The following is a 20,575-nucleotide window of genomic DNA, read 5'->3' as shown; positions in this document are numbered from 1 at the left end:
CCTATTCAGGCCGTTTGGAAAAAACGGTAGAACTGGCGCAACTGAGCCTGGGCATCGCCCACGCTGACCGGAGTGAAACGCAGAGGCTGCTGCGCAGCGCATTGCGCCAGGCGACTGAGATCCAGCGGATGCAGCCAGCCCAGAATCGGATACCCGCCCATGCTCTGGTGATCGGCCTGCAGGATGATCGGCTGACCGTCGGGCGGTACCTGAATGGCGCCGCGCGTCACACCCAGCGACCACTGTCGCCGTGGTGGCACGATGGCCTGACCACGCAGGCGCGCACCCATGCGGTCAGAGTGCGGGCTTAGCTGCCAGGTCTGCTCAAAGAACGCCTGCAATTCATCCTCGGCAAATTCCGCCGCATCACCACCGGTCATCACCCGCAGTACCGGCGAGCAGCTGTAATCCGGCCGGTAGGGCCAGGGCATGCTGGCCGCCTGACAAAACTGCGCAGGCGAGCAGAGCAAGCGATCCCCCACCTGCAGCAGCCTCCCGCCACCGGCATGGCCACCCAGCCCTTCACGCGGCTGGCAACTGACGCTGCCCAGCACCGCCTCGCCACGAAAGCCACCGGCCACCGCCAGATATGCCCGCTGGCCACGCTGGGCAAAACCCAGTTTCAGCCGCTGGCCGGCCCGCAGCGCAAAGCGCGTCCACAGCGGCAGCGACTGGTCATCGCGCCGCATCGGTAGCTCGGCACCGGTCACCGCCAGCCAGGTATCGACCTCGCTTTCCAGCTCGACGTCACCGAGGGCGATTTCCAACAGCGGCGTGCCCCAGGGATTGTGCAACAGGCGATTGGCCCAGGCGGCCGCCTTAAGGTCCAGCGGCCCGGCCGGCGAGACGCCCAGATGCAGCCAGCCCTGACGGCCGCCATCCTGCAGCAATGTCTGCGGCCCTGCCCGCAGTACGCGCAGGCCAGTCACAACGCCCCACCCAGGGCACGGTAAGCGGCCTCATCAATGCTGTGAAAACGCACCCGGTCACCGATGGCCAGCGGGCTGGGCGGCGTTTGCCGGGGATTGAAGAGAGATAGCGGACAACGTCCCAGCAAATGCCAGCCTCCGGGAGAAGCCTGCGGATAGACCGCCGTCTGCCGCTCGGCAATCGCCAGACTGCCAGCCGGCACCCGCGTGCGCGGCGTGGCCCGGCGCGGCAGCTGCAGACGCGAATCCAGTTCCCCCAGATAGGCAAAGCCCGGTGCAAAACCGATGGCACCGACGCGGTACTCCACCGCGCTGTGCAGGGCGATCACTTCGGCAACACCGAGACCGCAGGCTTGCGCTACTTCAGCGAGGTCCTCCCCCGCGTACCACACCGGCCACTCATGCAGGCGCCCGGCCTGCGCTGGCGGCGGTTCGGCCAGCCAGACGTCCAGCAACGGCGTCAGCCGTGCCGACAATGCAAGGTGATCGGTCTGCAGCAGGTCGTAATGCAGCAGCAGGGTGGTCCAGCCCGGCACCAGATCAATCAGCAGAGGCCCCAGCTCGGCTCGGATACGCTGCGCCAACACCGCCAGACGCAGCGGCAGGTCGTCATCCGGCGCTTCGGCCAGCACCAGCAAGAGCGCTTCGGCACCGGCCGGTTCGAGGCGGATCACAAGCTGTCCAGTTGCGCCCGCAGCCGGCGCAGCACCGCCAGGGATTCGGCGTTGTCGCCATGCACGCAGAGGCTGTCGGCCTCAAGGCGCAGCGGACTGCCATCGAGCGCAGCAAAGGGTTCGCCACGGGCGATGGCCAGCGCCTGTTCAAGAATGCGCTCGGCCTGCTGGTGCACCGCACCGGGCAGGCGGCGCGGTGCCAGGCTGCCATCGGCCAGGTAGGCGCGGTCGGCAAAGGCCTCGCGCAGCAGCGGCACCCCTGCCGCCTCGGCCAGCTGCCGCTCACGGACATTGTCCTCGCCAGCATGCTGGCTACCACGGGCCAGCAGCATCAGCGGCAGCCCGGCACGGTAGCGGGAACAGGCGCGCAACACCGCCTGCAACAGGTCATCACGCTGCAGCAGATCGTTGTACAGAGCACCATGGGGTTTGACGTAATCGATCTGTGTGCCCGCCGCCCGGCAGAAGGCATCCAGCGCGCCCAACTGATAGAGCACCAGCGCCTCGACCTCCTCGGCCGAACAGGCCAGATGGCGCCGGCCAAAACCCTGCAGGTCGGGATAGGAAGGATGAGCACCGATGCTGACGCCATGCTCGCGGGCCAGCAGAACACTCTGCTGGATGATCAGCGGATCACCGGCATGAAAGCCGCAGGCCAGGTTGGCCTGATCGATCAGCGGCATGGCCAGAGCGTCATCGCCCATCTGCCAGGCACCGAAGCTTTCACCCATGTCGCAATTGAGGAGGATTCTGTTCATCCGCGAAGCTTAAGCCGCTAAACGGCTCGCGGCCAGCGGGAGCGGCCTTGGTCGCTCCCGCCCGAACTTCAATACACGTCGCGACGATAACGGCCACTGTCCTGCAACTGCTCGAAAGCCTCGCGACCGAGCAGCTCCAACAGAACCTCGTCGACGCCCGCGGCCATGCCTTTCAGGCTGCCGCACACCGCCAGCACCGCGCCCTGCTCCAGCCAGCGCAGCAGCTCGACGCGCGCCTCGCGCAGACGGTCCTGCACATAGACTTTCTCCGCCTGGTCGCGGGAGAACGCCAGGTCCAGTCGCTGCAGATGACCATCGGCGAGATAGCCCTCCAGTTCTTCGCGCAGGAAGAAGTCATGCTCCCGGTTGCGCTCGCCAAACAGCAGCCAGTTGCGCTGGCGACCCAGAGCAACTCGCGCCTGCAGCAGACTGCGCAGACCGGCCAGACCGCTGCCATTGCCGATCAGGATCAGCGGCACATCCGCCTCCGGCACGCGGAACGCCGGATTGCTGCGCAGACTGGCGCGCAGGCTCCCGCCCAGCGCCAGATCGGTCGTCAGCCAGCCGGAGCACAGGCCCAGACGGCCATCGCTCAGACGCTCCTGACGCACCAGCAATTCCAGTACACCGGCGGCAGGCAGCGTGGCAATCGAGTAGTCACGCAACGCGGCAGCGGTCTCATTGCCCGGCTGTACCTGCAGCAGATCACCGGCCTTCCACTGGGCATCCTGCGGTCCCTGCAGGCGCAGGAGGAACAGGGGCGAGCCGCTGCTACCGGGGTTGAGGCAGCGCCGTTCCAGCAGAGTCCAGTTCTGTAGGTCAGGCGCTACCTCGGCCGTTGCCTCCGCCGCGCCCAGCTCAACGAGTTGCTGCTGCCAGCGGTTGAGCGACGCGCTGTCGCCGTTGTCCACCTCGACCGGGCTGAACAGACTGCGTGCGCCCTGCCGCCCCAGCCAGTCATGCAGGCGCCGAGCAAAGCCGCAGAACTGCTGATACTGGCGATCCCCAAGAGCCAACACGGCATAGCTCAGCTCGCCCAGCGCCAGCTCGCCGGTCAGCAGCTTGCGTTCAAAACCACGGGCATTGTCCGGTGCCTCGCCATCACCAAAGGTGCTGACCACGAACAGGGCGCGACGGGCCTGCTGCAGCTTTTGCGCATCCAGGCGGGCCAGAGGCTGCACCTGAACGGTATGACCGGCCGCCTGCAACTGGCCGGCACTGCGCCAGGCGAGCTGTTCAGCCATGCCGCTCTGGCTGGCGAAACCGATCAGCCAGGGTTCGCCAGCACCGCCCTCGCCGGTGGCGACACGCGCGGCCTGCACAGCCTTTTTCTTGCGCCGGCGGTCCAGGTAGAGCAGCCAGCCGGTGATAGCGAACAGCGGCATGGCCAGACTGGCCAGCGCCATCAGGATGCGCCCGAGCAGACCGAAGTATTCACCGGTGTGCAGCGCATAGACGCTGCCCAGCAGCTGCGCACCGAAGGTTTTGTCGGCATAACGCTCATGCTTGAGCACACGACCCCTGTCCGTTTCCAGGGTCAGCTGATTGAAGGCCCGCGAATGTCCGGCATCCTCCAGTAGGTAGAACAGCGTCGCCGGCTGCCCGGCCACCGGTGGCAGGCGCAGGTTCCAGGCCGCAAGTTGCGGACCGGCCGCCTGCTGCAGGCTGTGCCACAGCGCCGGGTAATCCACCACTGGCGGCTGTCCGCTGGGGACGCCCTGCTGCCCCGGGCGGCCGCCTTCACGGCGGCCTTCGCCGGGCTTGCGATGCTCGCCGGCCGGCGCATCACTGAGCAGGCGGGTCATACCGTCGCGGTACCAGTCATAGGACCAATAGAGGCCGGTCAGGCTGGCGCACAGGTAGAACAACAGCGCCCAGGTGCCGAAGACCGCATGCAGGTCCCAGTTGAAGGCTCGGCCCCTCTTCGCCCAGTCCAGGCTCAGCCAGGCTCGCCAGTTCAGCGCCTGGCGCGGCCAGCGCAGGTACAGCCCGGACAGGCAGAAGAACACGAGCGCCAGGGTGCTGGCCGCCGTGATCTGCTTGCCGGTATCGCCCATGGCGAGGAAACGGTGCAGCTTCAGCATCAGGCCGAAGAACGCCTGCCCGCTCGGCTGTGCGAGCAGTTCTCCGGTGTAGGGATCGAAGTAGCGCATAGGGCCGCGACGCTCGCCCGGTGGCGGAGTGAAGAACACCCGCGATGCCTGCCCGTCACGCTGATCGACCCACAGGCCGGAGACGGTCTTGCCCTCGGCCGCCTCGATCTTCGCCACCAGTGCGGCCGGCGGCAGGATGCCCGAATCACGCACCTCAACCTTGAGCACCTCGGGATTGAGGGCGCCCATGATCTCGCCTTCGAAGGCGTACAGCGCACCGGTTACACCCATCAGCACCAGCACCAGGCCGGCGCTGATGCCAAAGAACCAGTGCAGTTGGAAAACGATCTTCTTGAACACGACAAACACCTTGATCAACAGGCCACGCCCATAACGGCGCACATTCTAGATAGGAAGCATTTGCATCTGCTTAAGGTTTACCCAGCCTTTACCTTGGGCAGCCCTGCTCACAGCGGCACCAGCAACTCGGGCCTGATATCCGCCAACTCGCGGCAACCGCACAGGGCCATGCTCACTTCCAGCTCCTCACGCAGGAGCTTGAGCAGGTGCGCCACGCCCAGCGCCCCGGCCGTGGCCAGGGCATGCACATAGGGCCGGCCGATCAGCACCGCGTCAGCGCCCAGAGCAATGGCCTTGAGCACATCCGTGCCGCGGCGAATACCGCCGTCTACCAGCAGCAGAGCGCCGTCCCCCACGGCCTGGCGAATCGCCGGCAGCATCTTCACGGCCGGCAACTGACTGTCCAGTACGCGACCGCCGTGGTTGGAGGCAATCACGCCGGCGGCGCCGGCCTGCATGGCCTGCCGCGCATCGGCGGGGTGCAGAATGCCCTTGAGCAACACCGGCAGAGGGCTGTGCCGGCACAACCAGGCCACCTCCTCCCAGCGCGGCGCCAGCGCCAGCAGACCGTCGAACACCGGGCTCTGTCCCGGCTGCAGATCAGGCAGACGCAACGCCTCATCCACATTCACCGCACGGATGCCGTCGGGCAGCTGAAAACCCGCTCGCTGCTCGCGATTACGCAGACCACTGACCGGCGCATCCACGGTCAGCACCAGCGCCTGGTAGCCAGCCGCTGCGGCTCGCCGGGCCAGCGCCAGCGTGCGGTCACCATCGCCCTGCCAGTAGAGCTGGAACCACAGCGGGCCCTGCGCCACCTCGGCAACCGCTTCCAGGGAGGTCGAGGCAAATGAGCTGAGCACCGCCGCGCCGCCCATCACCCCGGCGGCCATGGCCGTGGCCAGCTCGCCCTCGGCATGGAACAACTGCTGATAGGCCACCGGCGCCAGCAGGATCGGGTGCTGCAGCTCCTGCCCCAGCAGGCGGCAGCGGGTATGCCCGCCGCGCAGATCACGCAGCATCCGTGGCAGCAGAGCCCACTCCTGCCAGACCTGCAGGTTGGCCTGACAGGTCAGCTCATCGGCCGCGCCGCCCTCCAGATAGGCCAGGGCATTCTCGTCCAGCCGTTGCCGGGCATGACGCTGGTAGTCGGCGGCCGACACCAGATCAGCAGGAATCCCGCTCAGGGGCGGCAAGCGCGACATGCTCACTCCCCCCACTGGCGCAGCAGGTTGTGGTAGGTGCTGGTCAGGCTGAGCACTTCCTCGCTGTCGCCCAGCTGGCCGCGCAGCTTGAGGATGGTCATGTCCAGGTCGAACAGCATCTTGCGCTGCCAGGCATCGCGCACCCAGCTCTGGGTCCAGAGAAAGGCGGCGATGCGCGCACCTTCGGTCACAGGCTCGACCCGGTGCAGACTGGTGGATGGATAGACGATGGCGTCACCGGCGGCCAGTTTGACCTCGTGTTCGCCGTAGGTGTCCTCGACGATCAGCTCGCCGCCCTCGTACTCCTCGGGCTCGCTGAGAAACACCGTGGTCGACACGTCGGTGCGCACCTGCACGCAGCTGAAACGGTCACGCTGCAAGGCGTTGTCGACATGGTTGCCGTACTGCCCGCCGCCCCGGTAGCAGTTGAACATCGGCGGCAGCATGTGGCGGGGCAAGGCCGCCGAGACGAACAACGGGTGCCGCGCCAGGGCATCGGCGACGCGCTGCGACAGGCCGGCAAAGGCCGGCGAGTCGGCCGGAAACTGCAGATTGTGCTTGAGCAGGGCGGCCTGGGCACCAGAGGTCCGCGCGCCATCGACCCAGTCATGAGCCGCCAGTTCGGCGCGCAGCGCGGCAACCTCGGCCTTACTCAGCACCTGCGGGATATGCAGCAACATCGGAAACGTTCCTCACCCAACGCAAGAAGCCCGCGCAGTGGCGCAGGCTTCTTGGCGGGTTTCAGTGGATTTAGAAGCTGAACTCGGTGGTCATCATCGCCGAGCGCGGCGTACCCAGGACCATCCGCGCACCACTGTTGTTGAGGGTGGAGATGTACTCTTCATCGAACAGGTTGTAGACGTTCAGACGCAGGTTGACGTTCTTGTTCAGGCGATAGGCCGCCATGGCATCGGCCACCCAGTACGACGGGATTTCCGGCATGTTGGTGGTGTTCTTGTCAGCGCCCTCGGCAATCAGACGATCCTGATCCGAGACATAACGCGCACCACCACCAAGGGTCAGATCACCGAGGGTGTAGGACGTCCACAGGGTCGCTGTCAGGTCCGGCGACCAGCGCACACCGGTGTTCTCGGTCACCACGCCGCTGCTGTTACGGCTGAACTGATCCAATTGTTCACTATCCATGCTGGCGATACCGGCGCTGACCTGCCAGAAGTTGGTGATCTGCCCGACCATGCCCAGCTCGACGCCGGTCACGCGAATCTTGCCGTCCTGCTGGTATTCACCGGTCAGGGAGTCGTAGGACACCTGATTGGTGTTCTCGGTACGGTAGACGGCGGCGGTCAGGTTCAGGCGCTCATCCAGCAGATCCCACTTGGTGCCCAGCTCGACGTGCTCGGTTTCCTGCGGGTCCAGGTTCGGCTGGCTGTCGCTGCTCTCGGAGGTAGACAGAGCGAAGTTCGAGCTGCCCGGCGGGGTCAGCGAGTTGGCATAGGACAGGTAGATGCTGCCGTTCTCGGCCGGCTTGTAGACGATGCCGGTGTTCCAGCTGGTGAGGTCGTCCGAGCTGTCGAGATCATATGGCGTCAGCAGGTAGTCGTTGGTGGCCGGAGTCGAGGCAATCGACACCAGCGAAGCACCCTTGGTATCGGTGCGGTAATGCTCGAAGCGTACGCCTGCATTGACCGACCACTGATCGTTCAGGTGCAGGGTATCGAAGGCATACAGCGCAGCGGTATCGGTGGTGCCATCGGCGTACACGCCGGTCTTGTAGGGTTTGCCCATCACATCATGGGCATTGGGGTCATACAGGTTGGCATTCGGCAGCGTTACCGCCGCATAGGTAACACCGTCGATAACCTGCAGAGCGGTGGCACCGGACTCCGTACGCTGGCTCTCGCGCATGAACTCGACGCCGGTGGCCAGGGTGTTGCGCAGGCCGAAGGTGAAGAACTCGGTGCTCAGGTTGGTCTGGTTGGCGGCGATCTCGTTTTCCTGGTCGGTCAGTTGGCGCGAGCGGGTGACGGTCCAGTTCGACGGATCACTGGAGTTGTTCGCCGACAGGGTGTTGACCCCGGTGAGGATGCGGTCGGTGGTGGTCTTGCCGATGCGCGAGGTGTTGCGCAGGGTGGTCACGTCATTCAGATCGTGCTCCAGCTTGACGGTGAGCATGTCGGCATCGACATCCTCATAGTCACCGGTGCTGCCGTAGAAGTTGTTCTCGTCGACCTTGCCGCCGGCATTCAGGCGGGCGTCCGCGTTGTAGAAGCCCTCCATGCCGATGGTCGGGATACCGCCATCCGGCACATTTTCCTGACGCACGTGCTGGCTGTAGACATACAGACGGGTATCGCCGTCCAGACCAAAGGCCACGGCCGGCGCCACGGCATAGCTGCTGTTTTCCACATAGTCGCGGCCATCGACGCCACCGTCGCGACGCATCAGGTTCAGGCGCAGGGCGGAACCCTGGCTCATGGTCTGGTTGATGTCGGCGGTCATGGCGGCCTTGTCGGCAGTGCCATAGCCCAGTGTGCCACTGATGCTGTCTTCCAGGGTCGGCAGCTTGGACACCAGATTGATGTAGCCGGACGAAGCGCCGCGACCGATATCCGAGCCAGCGGCGCCCTTCACCACTTCCACCTGCTCCAGGTTGAACACATCGCGGCTGACCGCACCGAGATCACGGATGCCGTCGACAAAGGTCGAGGTCTGGGTCGAGAAGCCGCGCATCATGAAGGTGTCACCGGCGGAGGTGTTGCCGTTCTCGCCCAGCTGCATGGTGATGCCGGGGGTATTGCGCAGCGCCTCCATCAGGTTGCTGGCGCCCTGCTCCTGAAGCATCTCCTTCTTGATCACCTGAACGGTCTTGGGCGTGTCCAGCAGGTCCTCGGTCATCTTGTCGTTGGCACTGCGAGTTGCCTTGTACGGCGCCTCCTGACTGGAACCACTGACACTGATGGCCGGCAAGCTCAGCTCACCTTTCTGCTCAGCGGCAACGGCCAGTGCCGGAAAGGTGGCGGCGATCAGCGCGGCCAGTTGAGTGGCTTTGTGGTGTTTGCGACTACGAATGGACATGGACTTCCCCAACTCGAAACAGGTAAATGCCCTGCGCGGCGCCTGCACTTCTGGTGATGAGTGCGCCATACCGCGGGCGGTAAGTTCGAAGCGGAGCGGATGTTAATCATTATCATTTGCCATCGCAATAAAGGATCATGAGTTTTCGAGAAAAAATATCATTTAGGATGGATTCGCATAGCGGAAGCGGGAATTGCCGGGGCCATAAATGCAAAAACCCCGGCTAGCCGGGGTTTTCTTGATGCGCTGAAAGACTTACAGGTAGTAGGACTTCAGCGGCGGGAAGCCATTGAACTCCACGGCGCTGTAGCTGGTGGTGTAGGCGCCGGTGGACAGCCAGTACAGGCGATCCTCGGCAGCCAGGTTCAGCGGCAGGCCGTACTTGTAGTTCTCGTACATGATGTCGGCGCTGTCGCAGGTAGGCCCGGCGATCACCACTTCTTCCATCTCGCCTTTCTTCTCGGTCCAGATGGGGAACTTGATGGACTCGTCCATGGTTTCGATCAGGCCGCTGAACTTGCCCACATCGGTGTAGACCCAGCGCTCCACAGCCGTGCGCGACTTGCGCGCAACCAGCACTACTTCCGAAACCAGAATGCCGGCATTGGCAATCAGCGAGCGGCCCGGCTCGAGGATGATCTCCGGCAGATCGTCGCCGAAATCTTCCTTGAGGAAGCGGGTGATCTCTTCGGCATAGGTTTCCAGGCTGTTGGTGCGGGCAATGTAGTTGGCCGGAAAACCGCCGCCCATGTTGATCATCTGCAGGGTGATGCCGTCTTCATCCTTCAGACGCTCGAAGATCACCTTGACCTTGGCGATGGCGGCGTCCCACACATCGATGTCGCGCTGCTGGCTGCCAACGTGGAAGGAGATGCCGTAGGGCACCAGACCCAGTTGCTTGGCGAGGATAAGCAGATCCAGAGCCATGTCCGGGTTGCAGCCGAACTTGCGCGACAGCGGCCAGTCAGCCGAGCTGGAGCCATCCGTGAGAATGCGTACATAGACCTTGGCGCCCGGAGCAGCCTTGGCGATGTTGCGCAGATCAGCCTCGGAGTCGGTGGCGAACAGGCGCACACCCTTCTCATAGAAGTAACGAATGTCTCGGGCTTTCTTGATGGTGTTGCCGTAGCTGATGCGCTCCGGGCCGACGCCGGTCTTCATCACCTTGTCCAGCTCGTAGATGGAGGCGATATCGAAGTTGGAACCCTTGTCGCGCAGCAGCTCGGTGATCTCGGTGGCCGGGTTGGCCTTCACCGCGTAATAGACCTTGGCGAACGGAAAGCAGTTGACCAGCTGATCATAGGAATCGGCGATGGTCTGCTTGTCGATCATCACAAACGGCGTTTCGTGCTGATCGGCAAACGCCTTCATGCGGGCAAAGGTGGCGGGTGCGAAATAGTCTTCGACCTTGATCGACATGCGCGGGACTCCAAATGGCAAAACACGTTATTGAAAAGAGGGAGTGGCTCTCGATGAGAACCGCGAACGCCTGATCAGTTTCCCCACTTTGGTTCGCCTACTTCCCAAGGCATGTCGCCGATGACTTTCGCAACACGAAAGCCTCTCGTCGTCAGTACTTGAGCCGGATGGATCGTTTCCAGCATGAGCGTTCGGGCGCGAACTTTAGGACCATGAGCCGGTGAGATCAATCAAAAATTGCCGCCTTTTTGCACCCGGTTGTCGCCTGCTTGATTGCCTGTTTTCGATACTTAACAAAACGTCCGGAATGCTGCACAAATCGGGGTTTTCAGCCACTTTCCGAGCGGGCGCCGCGAGCCTCGGCTTTACCGGTATAATCGCCGCCTTTTTTGACAAACCGACTACGCAGTCGACAGGTTTCCCAGCATGAGCATCCAGGCCGCCGAAGTGGCGAAGCGCCGTACCTTCGCCATCATTTCCCACCCCGACGCCGGTAAGACCACCATTACCGAGAAGCTGCTGCTGATGGGCAAGGCCATCGAGGTCGCCGGTACGGTGAAGTCGCGCAAATCCGACCGTCATGCCACGTCCGACTGGATGGAAATGGAAAAGCAGCGCGGCATCTCCATCACCACCTCGGTGATGCAGTTCCCCTACCGCGAGCACATCATCAACCTGCTCGACACCCCCGGCCACGAGGACTTCTCGGAAGACACCTACCGCACCCTGACCGCAGTCGACTCGGCGCTGATGGTGCTCGACGGCGGTAAGGGCGTCGAGCCACGCACCATCGCCCTGATGGACGTGTGCCGCTTGCGGGATACGCCGATTGTCAGCTTTATCAACAAGCTCGACCGCGATATCCGCGACCCCATCGAACTGCTCGACGAGATCGAGGCAGTCCTGAAAATTAAAGCTGCACCGATCACCTGGCCGATCGGCTGCTACAAGGACTTCAAGGGCGTCTACCACCTGACCGGCGACTACATCATTGTCTACACCCCGGGGCACGGCCACGAGCGCACCGAAGCCAAGATCATCCAGAAACTGGATTCCGACGAGGCGCGCAGCCACCTGGGCGACATGTACGAACGCTTCGTAGAGGAACTGGAACTGGTGCAGGGCGCCTGCCACGAATTCGAGCCGGATGCCTTCCTCAAAGGCGAGATGACCCCGGTGTTCTTTGGCACCGCGCTGGGTAACTTCGGCGTCGACCACGTACTCGACGCGGTCGTCGACTGGGCACCCAAGCCCCTGGCGCGAGTGGCGAACGAGCGCAGCGTGGAGCCAGAAGAAGAGAAGTTCAGTGGCTTCGTGTTCAAGATCCAGGCGAACATGGACCCTAAACACCGCGACCGCATCGCCTTCATGCGCATCTGCTCGGGCAAGTACAGCCAGGGCATGAAGATGCGCCACGCTCGTCTGGGCAAGGACGTGCGCGTCGGCGACGCGCTGACCTTCTTCTCCAGTGAGCGCGAGCAGCTGGAAGAGGCCTTTGCCGGCGACATCATCGGCCTGCACAACCATGGCACCATCCAGATCGGCGACACCTTCACCGAGGGCGAAAGCCTGGGCTTTACCGGTATCCCTCACTTCGCCCCGGAACTGTTCCGCCGCGTGCGCCTGAAGGACCCGCTGAAATCCAAGCAGCTGCGCCAGGGCCTGCAGGAGCTGGCCGAGGAAGGTGCGACCCAGGTGTTCTTCCCCGAGCGCAACAACGACATCATCCTCGGCGCCGTCGGTGTGCTGCAGTTCGATGTGGTCGCCAGCCGTCTCAAGGAGGAATACAAGGTCGAGTGCGCCTACGAGGCGATCAACGTCTGGTCGGCGCGCTGGATCGAGTGCAGCGACGAGAAGAAGCTCAAGGAGTTCAAGGACAAGGCCTTTGAGAACCTTGCAGTGGACGGCGGTGGTCACCTCACCTATCTGGCACCGACCCGCGTCAACCTGAGCCTGATGGAAGAGCGCTGGCCGGAAGTGAAGTTCCGCGCCACTCGCGAACACCACTGATGCCTTACGCCCCGGTCCAGCCGGGGCGTTTTGTATCGGCACTTGCCGAACCCCGGCGTCAGACCGACACTGGCCCTATGCGCCTGATCGATACCCACACCCACCTGGACTTCCCCGACTTCGATAGCGACCGCGCCGAGGTGCTGACCCACTGCCGCACACTGGGCGTGGAGCGATTGGTACTGCTCGGGGTTTACCGGGACAACTGGGAACGCCTTTGGGATCTGGCCCTGAAGGAGGATGGCCTGTACGCCGCATTCGGCCTGCACCCTGTGTACCTCGACCAGCATCAGCCCGGCCACCTGCAGGAACTTCAGGACTGGCTTCAGCGACTGTCGGGCCATCCCAAGCTCTGCGCAGTGGGCGAGATTGGCTTGGACTACTTTCTCGAAGAGCTGGACCGCACACGGCAACAACAGCTGTTCGAGGCCCAGCTGAAACTCGCCATTGATTTTGAACTACCCGCCCTGCTGCATGTACGCCGCGCCCATGCGCCCACCATCGCCACGCTGAAACGCCTCAAGCCGGCGCGCGGCGGCATCGTCCATGCCTTCGCCGGCAGTCATGAAGAAGCCCGCGAATACCTCAAGCTCGGTTTTAAACTCGGCCTGGGCGCGCGCCCACCTGGCCGCAGGCGCTGCGCCTGCGCAAGGTGATCGCGCAGCTGCCACTGGATGCCATCGTGCTGGAAACCGATGCGCCGGACATGGCGCCCGTGATGTATGCCGGCCAGCGCAACAGCCCGGAACACCTGCCGGCGCTCTGCACCGCTCTGGCCGAACTGCGTGGCGTCCCTGCCGACGAGCTGGCCCTGGCCAGCACGCGCAACGCCTGCGAACTGTTCCGCTGGCCGGTCTGACCGGCATGAAAAAGCCCGCACAGCGGCGGGCTTTTTCAGCACAACCTCAGGTCAGTGCCGGCGCACCTTGAACGCGCCGATGAACTGCTTGAGCTGAGCCACCTGCGCCGACAGCTCGCGGCTGGCCTGCTCGGTCTGACTGGAACCTTCAGCAGTACGCTCACCGGCCTGATTGATTTGCACGATATTCTGGTCGATATCGTGCGCCACAGCCGTCTGCTCCTCGGCCGCCGCGGCAATCTGCTGGTTCTGATCAACGATCATACCCACCGCACCGAGGATATTTTCCAGCGCCTGCTGTACCTGCCCCGACTGGCTGACCGTGCCATCGGCCATCTGATGGCTGACACTCATAGCCTTCACTGCCGCACCCACGCCGCCCTGCAACTTGGCAATCATCTGCTCGATTTCCTCAGTGGACTGCTGGGTGCGCTTGGCCAGGGTGCGCACCTCATCGGCCACCACGGCAAAGCCGCGCCCCTGCTCGCCGGCGCGCGCCGCCTCGATAGCGGCGTTGAGAGCCAGCAGATTGGTCTGTTCGGCAATGCCCTTGATGACTTCCAGCACCCGGCTGATCGAAGCGCTATCGGCTGCCAGCTGATTGATGACCGCCACCGACTGATCAATCTCGGCAGCCAGACGACGGATGCTGCCGACCTGATTCTCTACCAGACTGCGACCACTGACCGTTTCGTCATTGACGCTCTGCGCACTCTGCACCGCGGCGGCCGCGCTGCGAGCCACTTCCTGCGCCGTGGCCGACATCTGATTCATCGCGGTTGCGACCTGTTCAATCTGGCCGCGCTGTTCAAACACGGCCTGATTACTCTCACCGGAAACCAGCTCAACACGATCCGCCTGACGCTCTACCTCAATAACAGTCTGGCCAACGATGTCTATCAGGTCGTGAATCTTCGCCACGGTATCGTTGAAAACCTGCCCCAGCTCGCCCAACTCGTCCTGACTCTGCGCCTTGAAACCAACGGTCATATCGCCGGCAGCAACCTTGTCCATTACCTGGCCAAGGGTCTTCAGAGTGCTGCGAGTGGACACATAGAAGCCGCCATACAGGTAAACGATGACCAGGAACACCAACACCAGCGCCACCACAAGCAGAACAGTGTCGGTGCGCTTCTGGGCCAGTCGCTTCTCCAGCACCGAGCGCAGCAGTTCAACGGAAGCGTCGTTAAGCGCATAGGTCTTGGCCAAAACGGCGGTGACTTGATCAAAATAGCCCTGCCATGGTTGATCCAGGCTATCGGCAACAATGATCTGGTCTTCAAAAAGGGTTGAAACTTCCTTCAGACTGTTCAGGCTGTCCTCGGCTTTGGAGGACAAGGTGGTTTTGGCTTCACCGTCAGCCAGCGCCTCTTTCAAGCGTACCGAGTACTCGCCCTGTAGTTTTTCCAACTGCAGCAACAGATCGTCCATCTTGGTGCTGGACGACGAGTTAAGAAAACCCTGAGCCAGAGAGTAAGACCCCACCGCACGCCCCACGGCGATATTGGCTGTCACCTGCGGGGTAAAACTGGTAATGAGCTCAGTCAGTTGACGCACCTCGGCAAGGCCATCCTGGCTCAGCCCCGCTTGGGCAGCAACGTATTTGAGGAAAACCTGGGAGCTGCCCAGCTGTTTCTCCACAGCACCGGTCTTACTCTGCAGCGAGGTTTCGGCGCGAACAGCCTTGAGCGCCTGTAATAGGGCATCACGCTTGCTATTGAAGTCCTCAACTTCCTCCGGGTGGTGAGAGACAGACTTCATCTCTTCTACCCGCTGAATCAGCCCCTGCTCAAGCTTGCTGATCTGAGTCTCAATGTCTCCAGTCTTACCGGACTGGCCGACCATCGTGTTGATCTGCACAAGGTCATTAAGCGTTTCCAAATCCCGCCGGAGCTGCAAGCTGGAAGACAGCAGATCCAGGCTTTCCAGCTCAGCACGTGTGTTCTGGTATTGCGTGTAGGAATCGCTCACCAGGTAATAGTTGGTAATGCCCATAGGCAGGAAGAACATGATGCTAATCAGGCTGAACTTCATACCGAAGCTCAGTCGATTCATCAGTGCGATAGCCGGATACAACACGGTCTTCACGAGACGTCTCCTGTTATTTTTCTACGCCAGCCCAAGGGGCGGGGCCATTCTGGCACGTCGGCATGGGATAAAGCTTAAGCGGCAGACATGCGGACGCTGCCATCAGGCTCTCTGATAGCTACCCATCAGAAGGCATAATGCCATCATTCTTTTCTGGCAAGGCCGTCATCAACGATTATCGGCCCCCACGTACAGAACTTAAGGTGCAACATGAACAACCCGCTCCGGCTCGGTATAGACCTTGGCGGCACCAAGATCGAAATCATTGCCCTGGCTCCAGACGGACGCGAACTGTTGCGCCAGCGCTGCCCGACTCCCAGAGGGAGCTACTCAGCCACGCTGACCGCTATCGCCGGGCTGGTCGTCCAGTGCGAACAGCAACTCGGCCAACACGGCAGCATCGGCATCGCCATTCCCGGCACCCGCTCAGCCGACCATGGCCGCATCAAAAACGCCAACTCCACCTGCCTCAATGGCCAGTTATTGCAAGAGGACCTGCAAGATCTGCTAAAGCGTCCCATACGGCTAGCCAATGACGCGGACTGCCTGGCCGTTTCGGAGGCTTGCGACGGTGCCGCCGCCGGTGCCAAAACGGTCTTTGCAGTGATTATAGGCACTGGTGTGGGGGGAGGCCTGATCATCAACGGACAACTGTTGCAGGGGCCCAACGGTATCAGTGGCGAATGGGGACACAACCCCCTGCCCTGGCGAGACTCAGCCGACGGCGAAGCGCGCCGCTGCTATTGCGGCAAACAGGACTGTATTGAAACCTTTCTCAGCGGCCCCGGCTGGGCGGCCCGCAGCGGCCTTGAAGTCGACGCGCGCGAGCTCGTGGCGCAAGCACAGCAGGGCGTTGAACAGGCAGAGCAGGCGCTGCAACGCTATTACGATCAACTCGCACGCGCCCTTGCCAGCGTGATCAACATCGTCGACCCGGAAGTGATTGTGCTCGGTGGAGGGCTTTCCAACATCGCCGCGCTCTACCGCGAAGTTCCTCCACTGCTGACTCGCTACGTCTTTTCCGACCAGGTCAACACGCGCCTGGTCCAGGCCCGCCACGGTGACTCCAGCGGCGTGCGGGGCGCTGCCTGGCTGTGGCAGTAGCCGGTCAGATCAGCAACAACCACACGGCCCATGCGGCGTACCAGAGCATGGCGGCACGAATCAGCAACTGCCAAAGCTGATCCAGCGTCGCAACGCCATCCCGAGCATCTTCCAGATCTGCCGCCGCCTGCCCGCTGACAGCCACCAGGCGCGCGGCGCCGGCCTGCCAGTTGAGCAGATCATGCAGCAGTACCCGGCCAACGGCGGTGAAATCACCCACCAGCGCAAAGGCACCAGCCAGCAGGCGCACCGGCAACCAGTCGAGGGCATGACGCAATGCCGTCGCCTGCTGACGCAGAGAAGGGCTGGCCGCCTGCTCTTCTAGCAGCGCCAGCAGACGATAAGCCAGCGCGAATACCGGTCCCGCCAGGGCATACCAGAAGATCACCGCAAAGAAACTCTGATACGCCTGCCAGAGCAGATGCGCCTGCACCTGCCCCAGCAATGTCGTCTCGCTTTCGGCCGCCAGACCCAGATCGCGCTGCATGGCCAGGTAAGCTGCCTCATGATCACCGCGGCGCCAGGCATCCCGGAACGGCCCAAGGGAAGCCAGCAAATCGCCGCGCCCGAGGGCATAGACCAACACCAGCAGATGAACCGGCAGCGCCAGCCAGCCATAGGCCACCGGCTCCAGCAGAATCAGCAGGAGCGCGAGCAGCAGCATCGGCAAGAGCACCAGACGCAGCAGCTGCCAGGCATCACCGGCCTGTTTTGCCTCAAGGCTGCGCAGCTGACGCAGCCACCAGCCATCCTGCTGAATACGCTGGCGCAGGGCGGAAAACTTCTCGACCCAGATCACCAGCAACATCACCAGAAAACTCATTGCTTGCTCTCCTCTTGTGGCAGCCCGGCGAAAAACTGTTGCCAGTCGAAGGCCGGCCCCGGGTCTGTCTTGCGCTGTGGGGCAATATCACTATGCCCGCAGATGCGCTGGTGCGTAAGCAGGGGGTAGGCATTCAGCAACTGACAGGTCAGGGCCTGCAAAGTGCCGTATTGCGCCTCGGTATAGGGCAGATCATCGGTGCCTTCCAGCTCGATGCCCAGGGAAAAATCGTTGCAATTCTCCCGTCCGGCGAAGCTGGAAACACCCGCATGCCAGGCCCGCTCACGGCAAGAAACAAACTGGGTCAGACCGCCGTCACGCTCGATCAGAAAGTGCGCCGACACACGCATTTCGGCAATGCTGGCGAAATAGGGATGTGCATCAGCGGGCAACTGATTCTGGAAGAACCGCTGCACCCATCCGCCACCAAATTCGCCCGGTGGTAGGCTGATGTTATGGATCACCAACAGGGAAACTTCATCAGCAGGGCGGCTGTTGCAGTTTGGTGACGGGCAGTGGCGAGCGCCGATCACCCAGCCGCTGTCGACATCCAGAAGCAGTCCAGTCACGTGCATTTCCGTCGCAGCAAAAGCGCGAGGATAACAGACTGCGCCAGCCATCAAGGCAAACGCCCGGCAACACCGGGCGCTTGCAGGCAAGCATACTCAGGCGCCTTTCATGCGCCGCAGATTGCCGATGACCGACTCCAGCGCCCGATCAAACAGCAGGGCATCGTCCAGCAGACGCACGGCCTGCCGGCGGAACTCCACGGCAAGCCCCATGCGGGTCTTTTCCAGGACCTTCATACCGGTGCGGTTAACGAAGATGAACTTGCCGGACGGTTTGATCACAGCCGCAAGCTTACAGCGCAGCTTGTGCTCCTCATCTTCCTGAATTTCCACCCAGCTGCCGACGCGCAGGGCATCGACCTGAGCCAGCACGGCCTCATCCTCGACGACCGGCTGCTCCTCACGATCGCGGCGCTCGCCAGGCGCCAGCAACACGATCTCTTCGACCACCTCGACCATCGGCGCCGGCTCACTGATCTCCGGCGCGCTGTCCAGCGGCAGCACCTCCGCCACCTCCGAGAGTGCCTGCGCTTCGACGGCACTTACCACCGCATCCGCCTCAGGCTCCTGCCGCATACGCTGAAAGGCCTGCACGTGCAGCGCCTCAAGCCCGGCAAAAAGCTCGTTGACCACAAAAGGATCCAGCGAAGCCTCCGCCATGCCAGCACGCAAGCTACGCAGCAAACCTGGGACCATCTGCAACAAACGCAGTCGATCCTCAGCAGTATCTGGTGTGGAGGCACTCCAAACCAGATCATCCATGGTCGCAGTCGCCTCGCGCCATGCCTGAGAATCGCCACCATGCTTAAGGTTGACCAACAACAGTACCTTGCTCCAAGCCTCCTGTAGCAACCGGACTACTGCTGCCGGTAAGGTCTTACCCAGCAGGCGCTGGTTCAGAGCCTGCTCAACTTCCAAACGTGCCTGCTCGGATTTGGCGCGCCCCTCTTCCGCATCACGCATGCGCTGCTCAAGCAGCTCACTGCGACGGCGCTCACTACCCGTAAAGGCAACAAAGTCAGCCAACAACTCAGAGAAAATCCGCGGATCATCAACAAAGTCATTCAGCAACCGCTGCACGACATGTTCGATTTTCTGATAGAGGCTATCGCGCTTCTCGGCGTCGTGTTCACTCCAACCCAGTGCTGCCGAGGCGATTTCATTAAGCAGCCGACGAGCCGGATGACTTCCTCGATTGAAAAATGCTTTGTCCTGCACCGCCACCTTGAGCATGGGAATCTGTAAGCGTGCGATCAGCGCCTTCAGCGAGTCCGGCAGCGCGCGGTCATCGAGGATGAACTCGAACAGCATGGAGATCAGGTTGATCGCATCATCATCCACCTGCCCAACTACTCGGGTTTTGCCCGACTTGGCGCTGGCCTTGCTCAGCAGCAGATCGAGTTTTTCGCGCAGTTCTTCACCACTGATCTGGCTGGCAGCCGGCAAGTGCTGCTGCAGATGCGAAAGCAGCCGCGTCAGATCATTACTGGTGATGGGCACTGCATCGGCCGGCAGCTCTCGCTGCGGAAGGGCGGTACCGCGCAGCTGGGTCATCAGCCCCTGAAAGGCAGCAAAAGCCTCCTGCATGTCCTCGCTGGCACCTGCAAAACCGGCAGGCGACTCCGACGCAGTCGGAGCGCTCACAGCAGGACGAGCGCCCGCTCGAGGCTGGCGGACCGCTGGCGGGGCCGACTTCAATTCAGGCAGAACACCAGCCTGCACGAGAATCTGGTTAGCCTCGGCGTACAACTGGCCTATTTCACTGAGCACATACTTCTCAAACAGCTTGTAGATGATCAGCTTGATGCGGATATCGACACCCAGATCAGCGCAGGCTGCGACAAAACTCTCGCAAACCGGTCGCGGCCCAAGCGGATTACTGGCCTCATCAATTTTCTTGTGAATCAGAGTATTGATACGCGTAGTCAGATGATGGAGAGCCTGAGCATCACGACTAAGTATCTTGGCGACCATGGCGTCGACAGCTACAGACTCTTCCAGCTCATCGTTCTGCATCAGACTGAGACTGTCCAAGGTCACAGGCGTCAACTGTGGGGGTTGGTCCAGACTGTAGCGCGCCAATTCGGCGAAACCTTCAAACACCCTACGCAGGAATGTATTGGCTATGCTCTTGCGCTTAAGACGTAGCTCACGCATCGCCTCGAACAGATCATTCTGCTCAGCGTTAGAGGTAGCACGATCAGCCATCTCGAAAAGGCTATCGTCAGCGTTATCAAACAACGCCTGCAAATCCTGCTTAAGCTGCATAGCAGCCTTATCACGCAGTTGCGTCAACGCCACGGGCAGTCTTCCTACCTGGGTGTTAGAGGTATGCTCAGGGGCCGAACGATTGAGCGGCACCACATTCGCATCAGTCTGCATTTCAATTCTCCTGTGAGCCAATGTCCAGCCTGGAGCATCAGCACACATCAACAACCGGGACGCCAGTACAAAAAAGGTCAACCCTCTGGCGTCAATTTCTCTGGATTCATTATTGAGGCAGGTGGGCATTACAACCAACAGCGCACCCCAGTAGATTTGATCGGGGTCACAGTTAGCGGCAAATGCCCTACCAACGGTCATGCAAAGCAGACCAACACCGCCGTTAGCAAGCCGTGCACAGCCTCCGTATAATGCGCCATCCCCAA

The 20,575-nt window shown here is 62.1% G+C and carries 14 protein-coding genes and 1 pseudogene; 3 read left to right on the top strand and 12 right to left on the bottom strand.

Annotation, left to right across the window (positions count from 1 at the left end; genetic code table 11):
- Positions 1-5: 5 nt before the first annotated feature.
- The 8 genes from CK486_RS11430 to CK486_RS11395 all read right to left on the bottom strand — a co-directional run bounded on the left by CK486_RS11430 (position 6) and on the right by CK486_RS11395 (position 10,474).
- Positions 6-929, bottom strand: coding sequence for a biotin-dependent carboxyltransferase family protein (locus tag CK486_RS11430; protein WP_095940426.1), 924 nt, complete (start codon positions 927-929; stop codon positions 6-8).
- Positions 926-1,603: a 5-oxoprolinase subunit PxpB gene (pxpB, locus tag CK486_RS11425; RefSeq protein ID WP_095940425.1), complete on the bottom strand. Its 678-nt coding sequence runs from the start codon at positions 1,601-1,603 to the stop codon at positions 926-928. Before pxpB ends, CK486_RS11430 begins: the two co-directional genes overlap by 4 nt.
- Positions 1,600-2,361: a 5-oxoprolinase subunit PxpA gene (locus tag CK486_RS11420; RefSeq protein WP_095940424.1), complete on the bottom strand. Its 762-nt coding sequence runs from the start codon at positions 2,359-2,361 to the stop codon at positions 1,600-1,602. Before CK486_RS11420 ends, pxpB begins: the two co-directional genes overlap by 4 nt.
- A 68-nt stretch (positions 2,362-2,429) precedes the next feature.
- Positions 2,430-4,814: a sulfite reductase flavoprotein subunit alpha gene (locus tag CK486_RS11415; protein WP_095940652.1), complete on the bottom strand. Its 2,385-nt coding sequence runs from the start codon at positions 4,812-4,814 to the stop codon at positions 2,430-2,432.
- 107 nt (positions 4,815-4,921) lie between these two features.
- A complete protein-coding gene (locus CK486_RS11410) occupies positions 4,922-6,019 on the bottom strand; it encodes an alpha-hydroxy acid oxidase (RefSeq protein ID WP_095940423.1) in 1,098 nt (365 codons plus the stop codon).
- A 2-nt stretch (positions 6,020-6,021) separates the two neighbouring features.
- Positions 6,022-6,699: a Fe2+-dependent dioxygenase gene (locus CK486_RS11405; RefSeq protein WP_095940422.1), complete on the bottom strand. Its 678-nt coding sequence runs from the start codon at positions 6,697-6,699 to the stop codon at positions 6,022-6,024.
- A gap of 70 nt (positions 6,700-6,769) precedes the next feature.
- Positions 6,770-9,055: a catecholate siderophore receptor Fiu gene (locus CK486_RS11400; RefSeq protein ID WP_095940421.1), complete on the bottom strand. Its 2,286-nt coding sequence runs from the start codon at positions 9,053-9,055 to the stop codon at positions 6,770-6,772.
- Positions 9,056-9,310: 255 nt separating this feature from the next.
- Positions 9,311-10,474: a type III PLP-dependent enzyme gene (locus CK486_RS11395; protein ID WP_095940420.1), complete on the bottom strand. Its 1,164-nt coding sequence runs from the start codon at positions 10,472-10,474 to the stop codon at positions 9,311-9,313.
- A 426-nt stretch (positions 10,475-10,900) separates the two neighbouring features.
- Between CK486_RS11395 and CK486_RS11390 the strand changes: the two genes are divergently transcribed.
- A complete protein-coding gene (locus tag CK486_RS11390) occupies positions 10,901-12,484 on the top strand; it encodes a peptide chain release factor 3 (protein WP_095940419.1) in 1,584 nt (527 codons plus the stop codon).
- Positions 12,485-12,561: 77 nt separating this feature from the next.
- A pseudogene (locus CK486_RS11385) lies at positions 12,562-13,343 on the top strand (TatD family hydrolase).
- Between the two features lie 51 nt (positions 13,344-13,394).
- Here the strand turns inward: CK486_RS11385 and CK486_RS18505 are convergent.
- Positions 13,395-14,108 carry a methyl-accepting chemotaxis protein gene (locus CK486_RS18505; protein ID WP_371915502.1) on the bottom strand — a complete coding sequence of 238 codons (714 nt, stop codon included), beginning with the start codon at positions 14,106-14,108 and terminating at the stop codon, positions 13,395-13,397.
- A 1,533-nt stretch (positions 14,109-15,641) separates the two neighbouring features.
- Here CK486_RS18505 and CK486_RS11375 point away from each other — a divergent pair.
- Positions 15,642-16,535, top strand: a complete 894-nt coding sequence (locus CK486_RS11375) for an ROK family protein (protein WP_095940417.1) — start codon at positions 15,642-15,644, stop codon at positions 16,533-16,535.
- A gap of 4 nt (positions 16,536-16,539) precedes the next feature.
- Here the strand turns inward: CK486_RS11375 and ampE are convergent, their stop codons facing one another.
- The 3 genes from ampE to CK486_RS11360 all read right to left on the bottom strand — a co-directional run bounded on the left by ampE (position 16,540) and on the right by CK486_RS11360 (position 20,309).
- On the bottom strand, positions 16,540-17,358 hold the full coding sequence (gene ampE, locus CK486_RS11370; RefSeq protein ID WP_095940416.1) for a regulatory signaling modulator protein AmpE: 819 nt from the start codon (positions 17,356-17,358) through the stop codon (positions 16,540-16,542).
- A complete protein-coding gene (ampD, locus tag CK486_RS11365; protein ID WP_095940651.1) occupies positions 17,355-17,918 on the bottom strand; it encodes a 1,6-anhydro-N-acetylmuramyl-L-alanine amidase AmpD in 564 nt (187 codons plus the stop codon). Before ampD ends, ampE begins: the two co-directional genes overlap by 4 nt.
- Positions 17,919-18,023: 105 nt before the next feature.
- The gene (locus CK486_RS11360; protein ID WP_095940415.1) at positions 18,024-20,309 is read right to left on the bottom strand and encodes a DUF1631 domain-containing protein; all 2,286 of its coding nucleotides are present in this window, start codon (positions 20,307-20,309) and stop codon (positions 18,024-18,026) included.
- Positions 20,310-20,575: the final 266 nt, after the last annotated feature.

The sequence above is a fragment of the Pseudomonas sp. HAR-UPW-AIA-41 genome (assembly GCF_002304225.1).
In the GTDB taxonomy this organism is placed as follows: domain Bacteria; phylum Pseudomonadota; class Gammaproteobacteria; order Pseudomonadales; family Pseudomonadaceae; genus Aquipseudomonas.
This window is presented reverse-complemented; position numbering and strand designations above follow the sequence as displayed.

Excerpts from the sequence above, each read along its gene's own strand:
- CK486_RS11420 (WP_095940424.1), bottom strand. The coding sequence starts at position 2,361 with ATGAACAGAATCCTCCTCAATTGCGACATGGGTGAAAGCTTCGGTGCC.
- CK486_RS11410 (WP_095940423.1), bottom strand. The coding sequence starts at position 6,019 with ATGTCGCGCTTGCCGCCCCTGAGCGGGATTCCTGCTGATCTGGTGTCG.
- CK486_RS11405 (WP_095940422.1), bottom strand. The coding sequence starts at position 6,699 with ATGTTGCTGCATATCCCGCAGGTGCTGAGTAAGGCCGAGGTTGCCGCG.
- CK486_RS11400 (WP_095940421.1), bottom strand. The coding sequence starts at position 9,055 with ATGTCCATTCGTAGTCGCAAACACCACAAAGCCACTCAACTGGCCGCG.
- CK486_RS11395 (WP_095940420.1), bottom strand. The coding sequence starts at position 10,474 with ATGTCGATCAAGGTCGAAGACTATTTCGCACCCGCCACCTTTGCCCGC.
- CK486_RS11390 (WP_095940419.1), top strand. The coding sequence starts at position 10,901 with ATGAGCATCCAGGCCGCCGAAGTGGCGAAGCGCCGTACCTTCGCCATC.
- CK486_RS18505 (WP_371915502.1), bottom strand. The coding sequence starts at position 14,108 with ATGTCGGCCACGGCGCAGGAAGTGGCTCGCAGCGCGGCCGCCGCGGTG.
- CK486_RS11375 (WP_095940417.1), top strand. The coding sequence starts at position 15,642 with ATGAACAACCCGCTCCGGCTCGGTATAGACCTTGGCGGCACCAAGATC.
- ampE (WP_095940416.1), bottom strand. The coding sequence starts at position 17,358 with ATGAGTTTTCTGGTGATGTTGCTGGTGATCTGGGTCGAGAAGTTTTCC.
- CK486_RS11360 (WP_095940415.1), bottom strand. The coding sequence starts at position 20,309 with ATGCAGACTGATGCGAATGTGGTGCCGCTCAATCGTTCGGCCCCTGAG.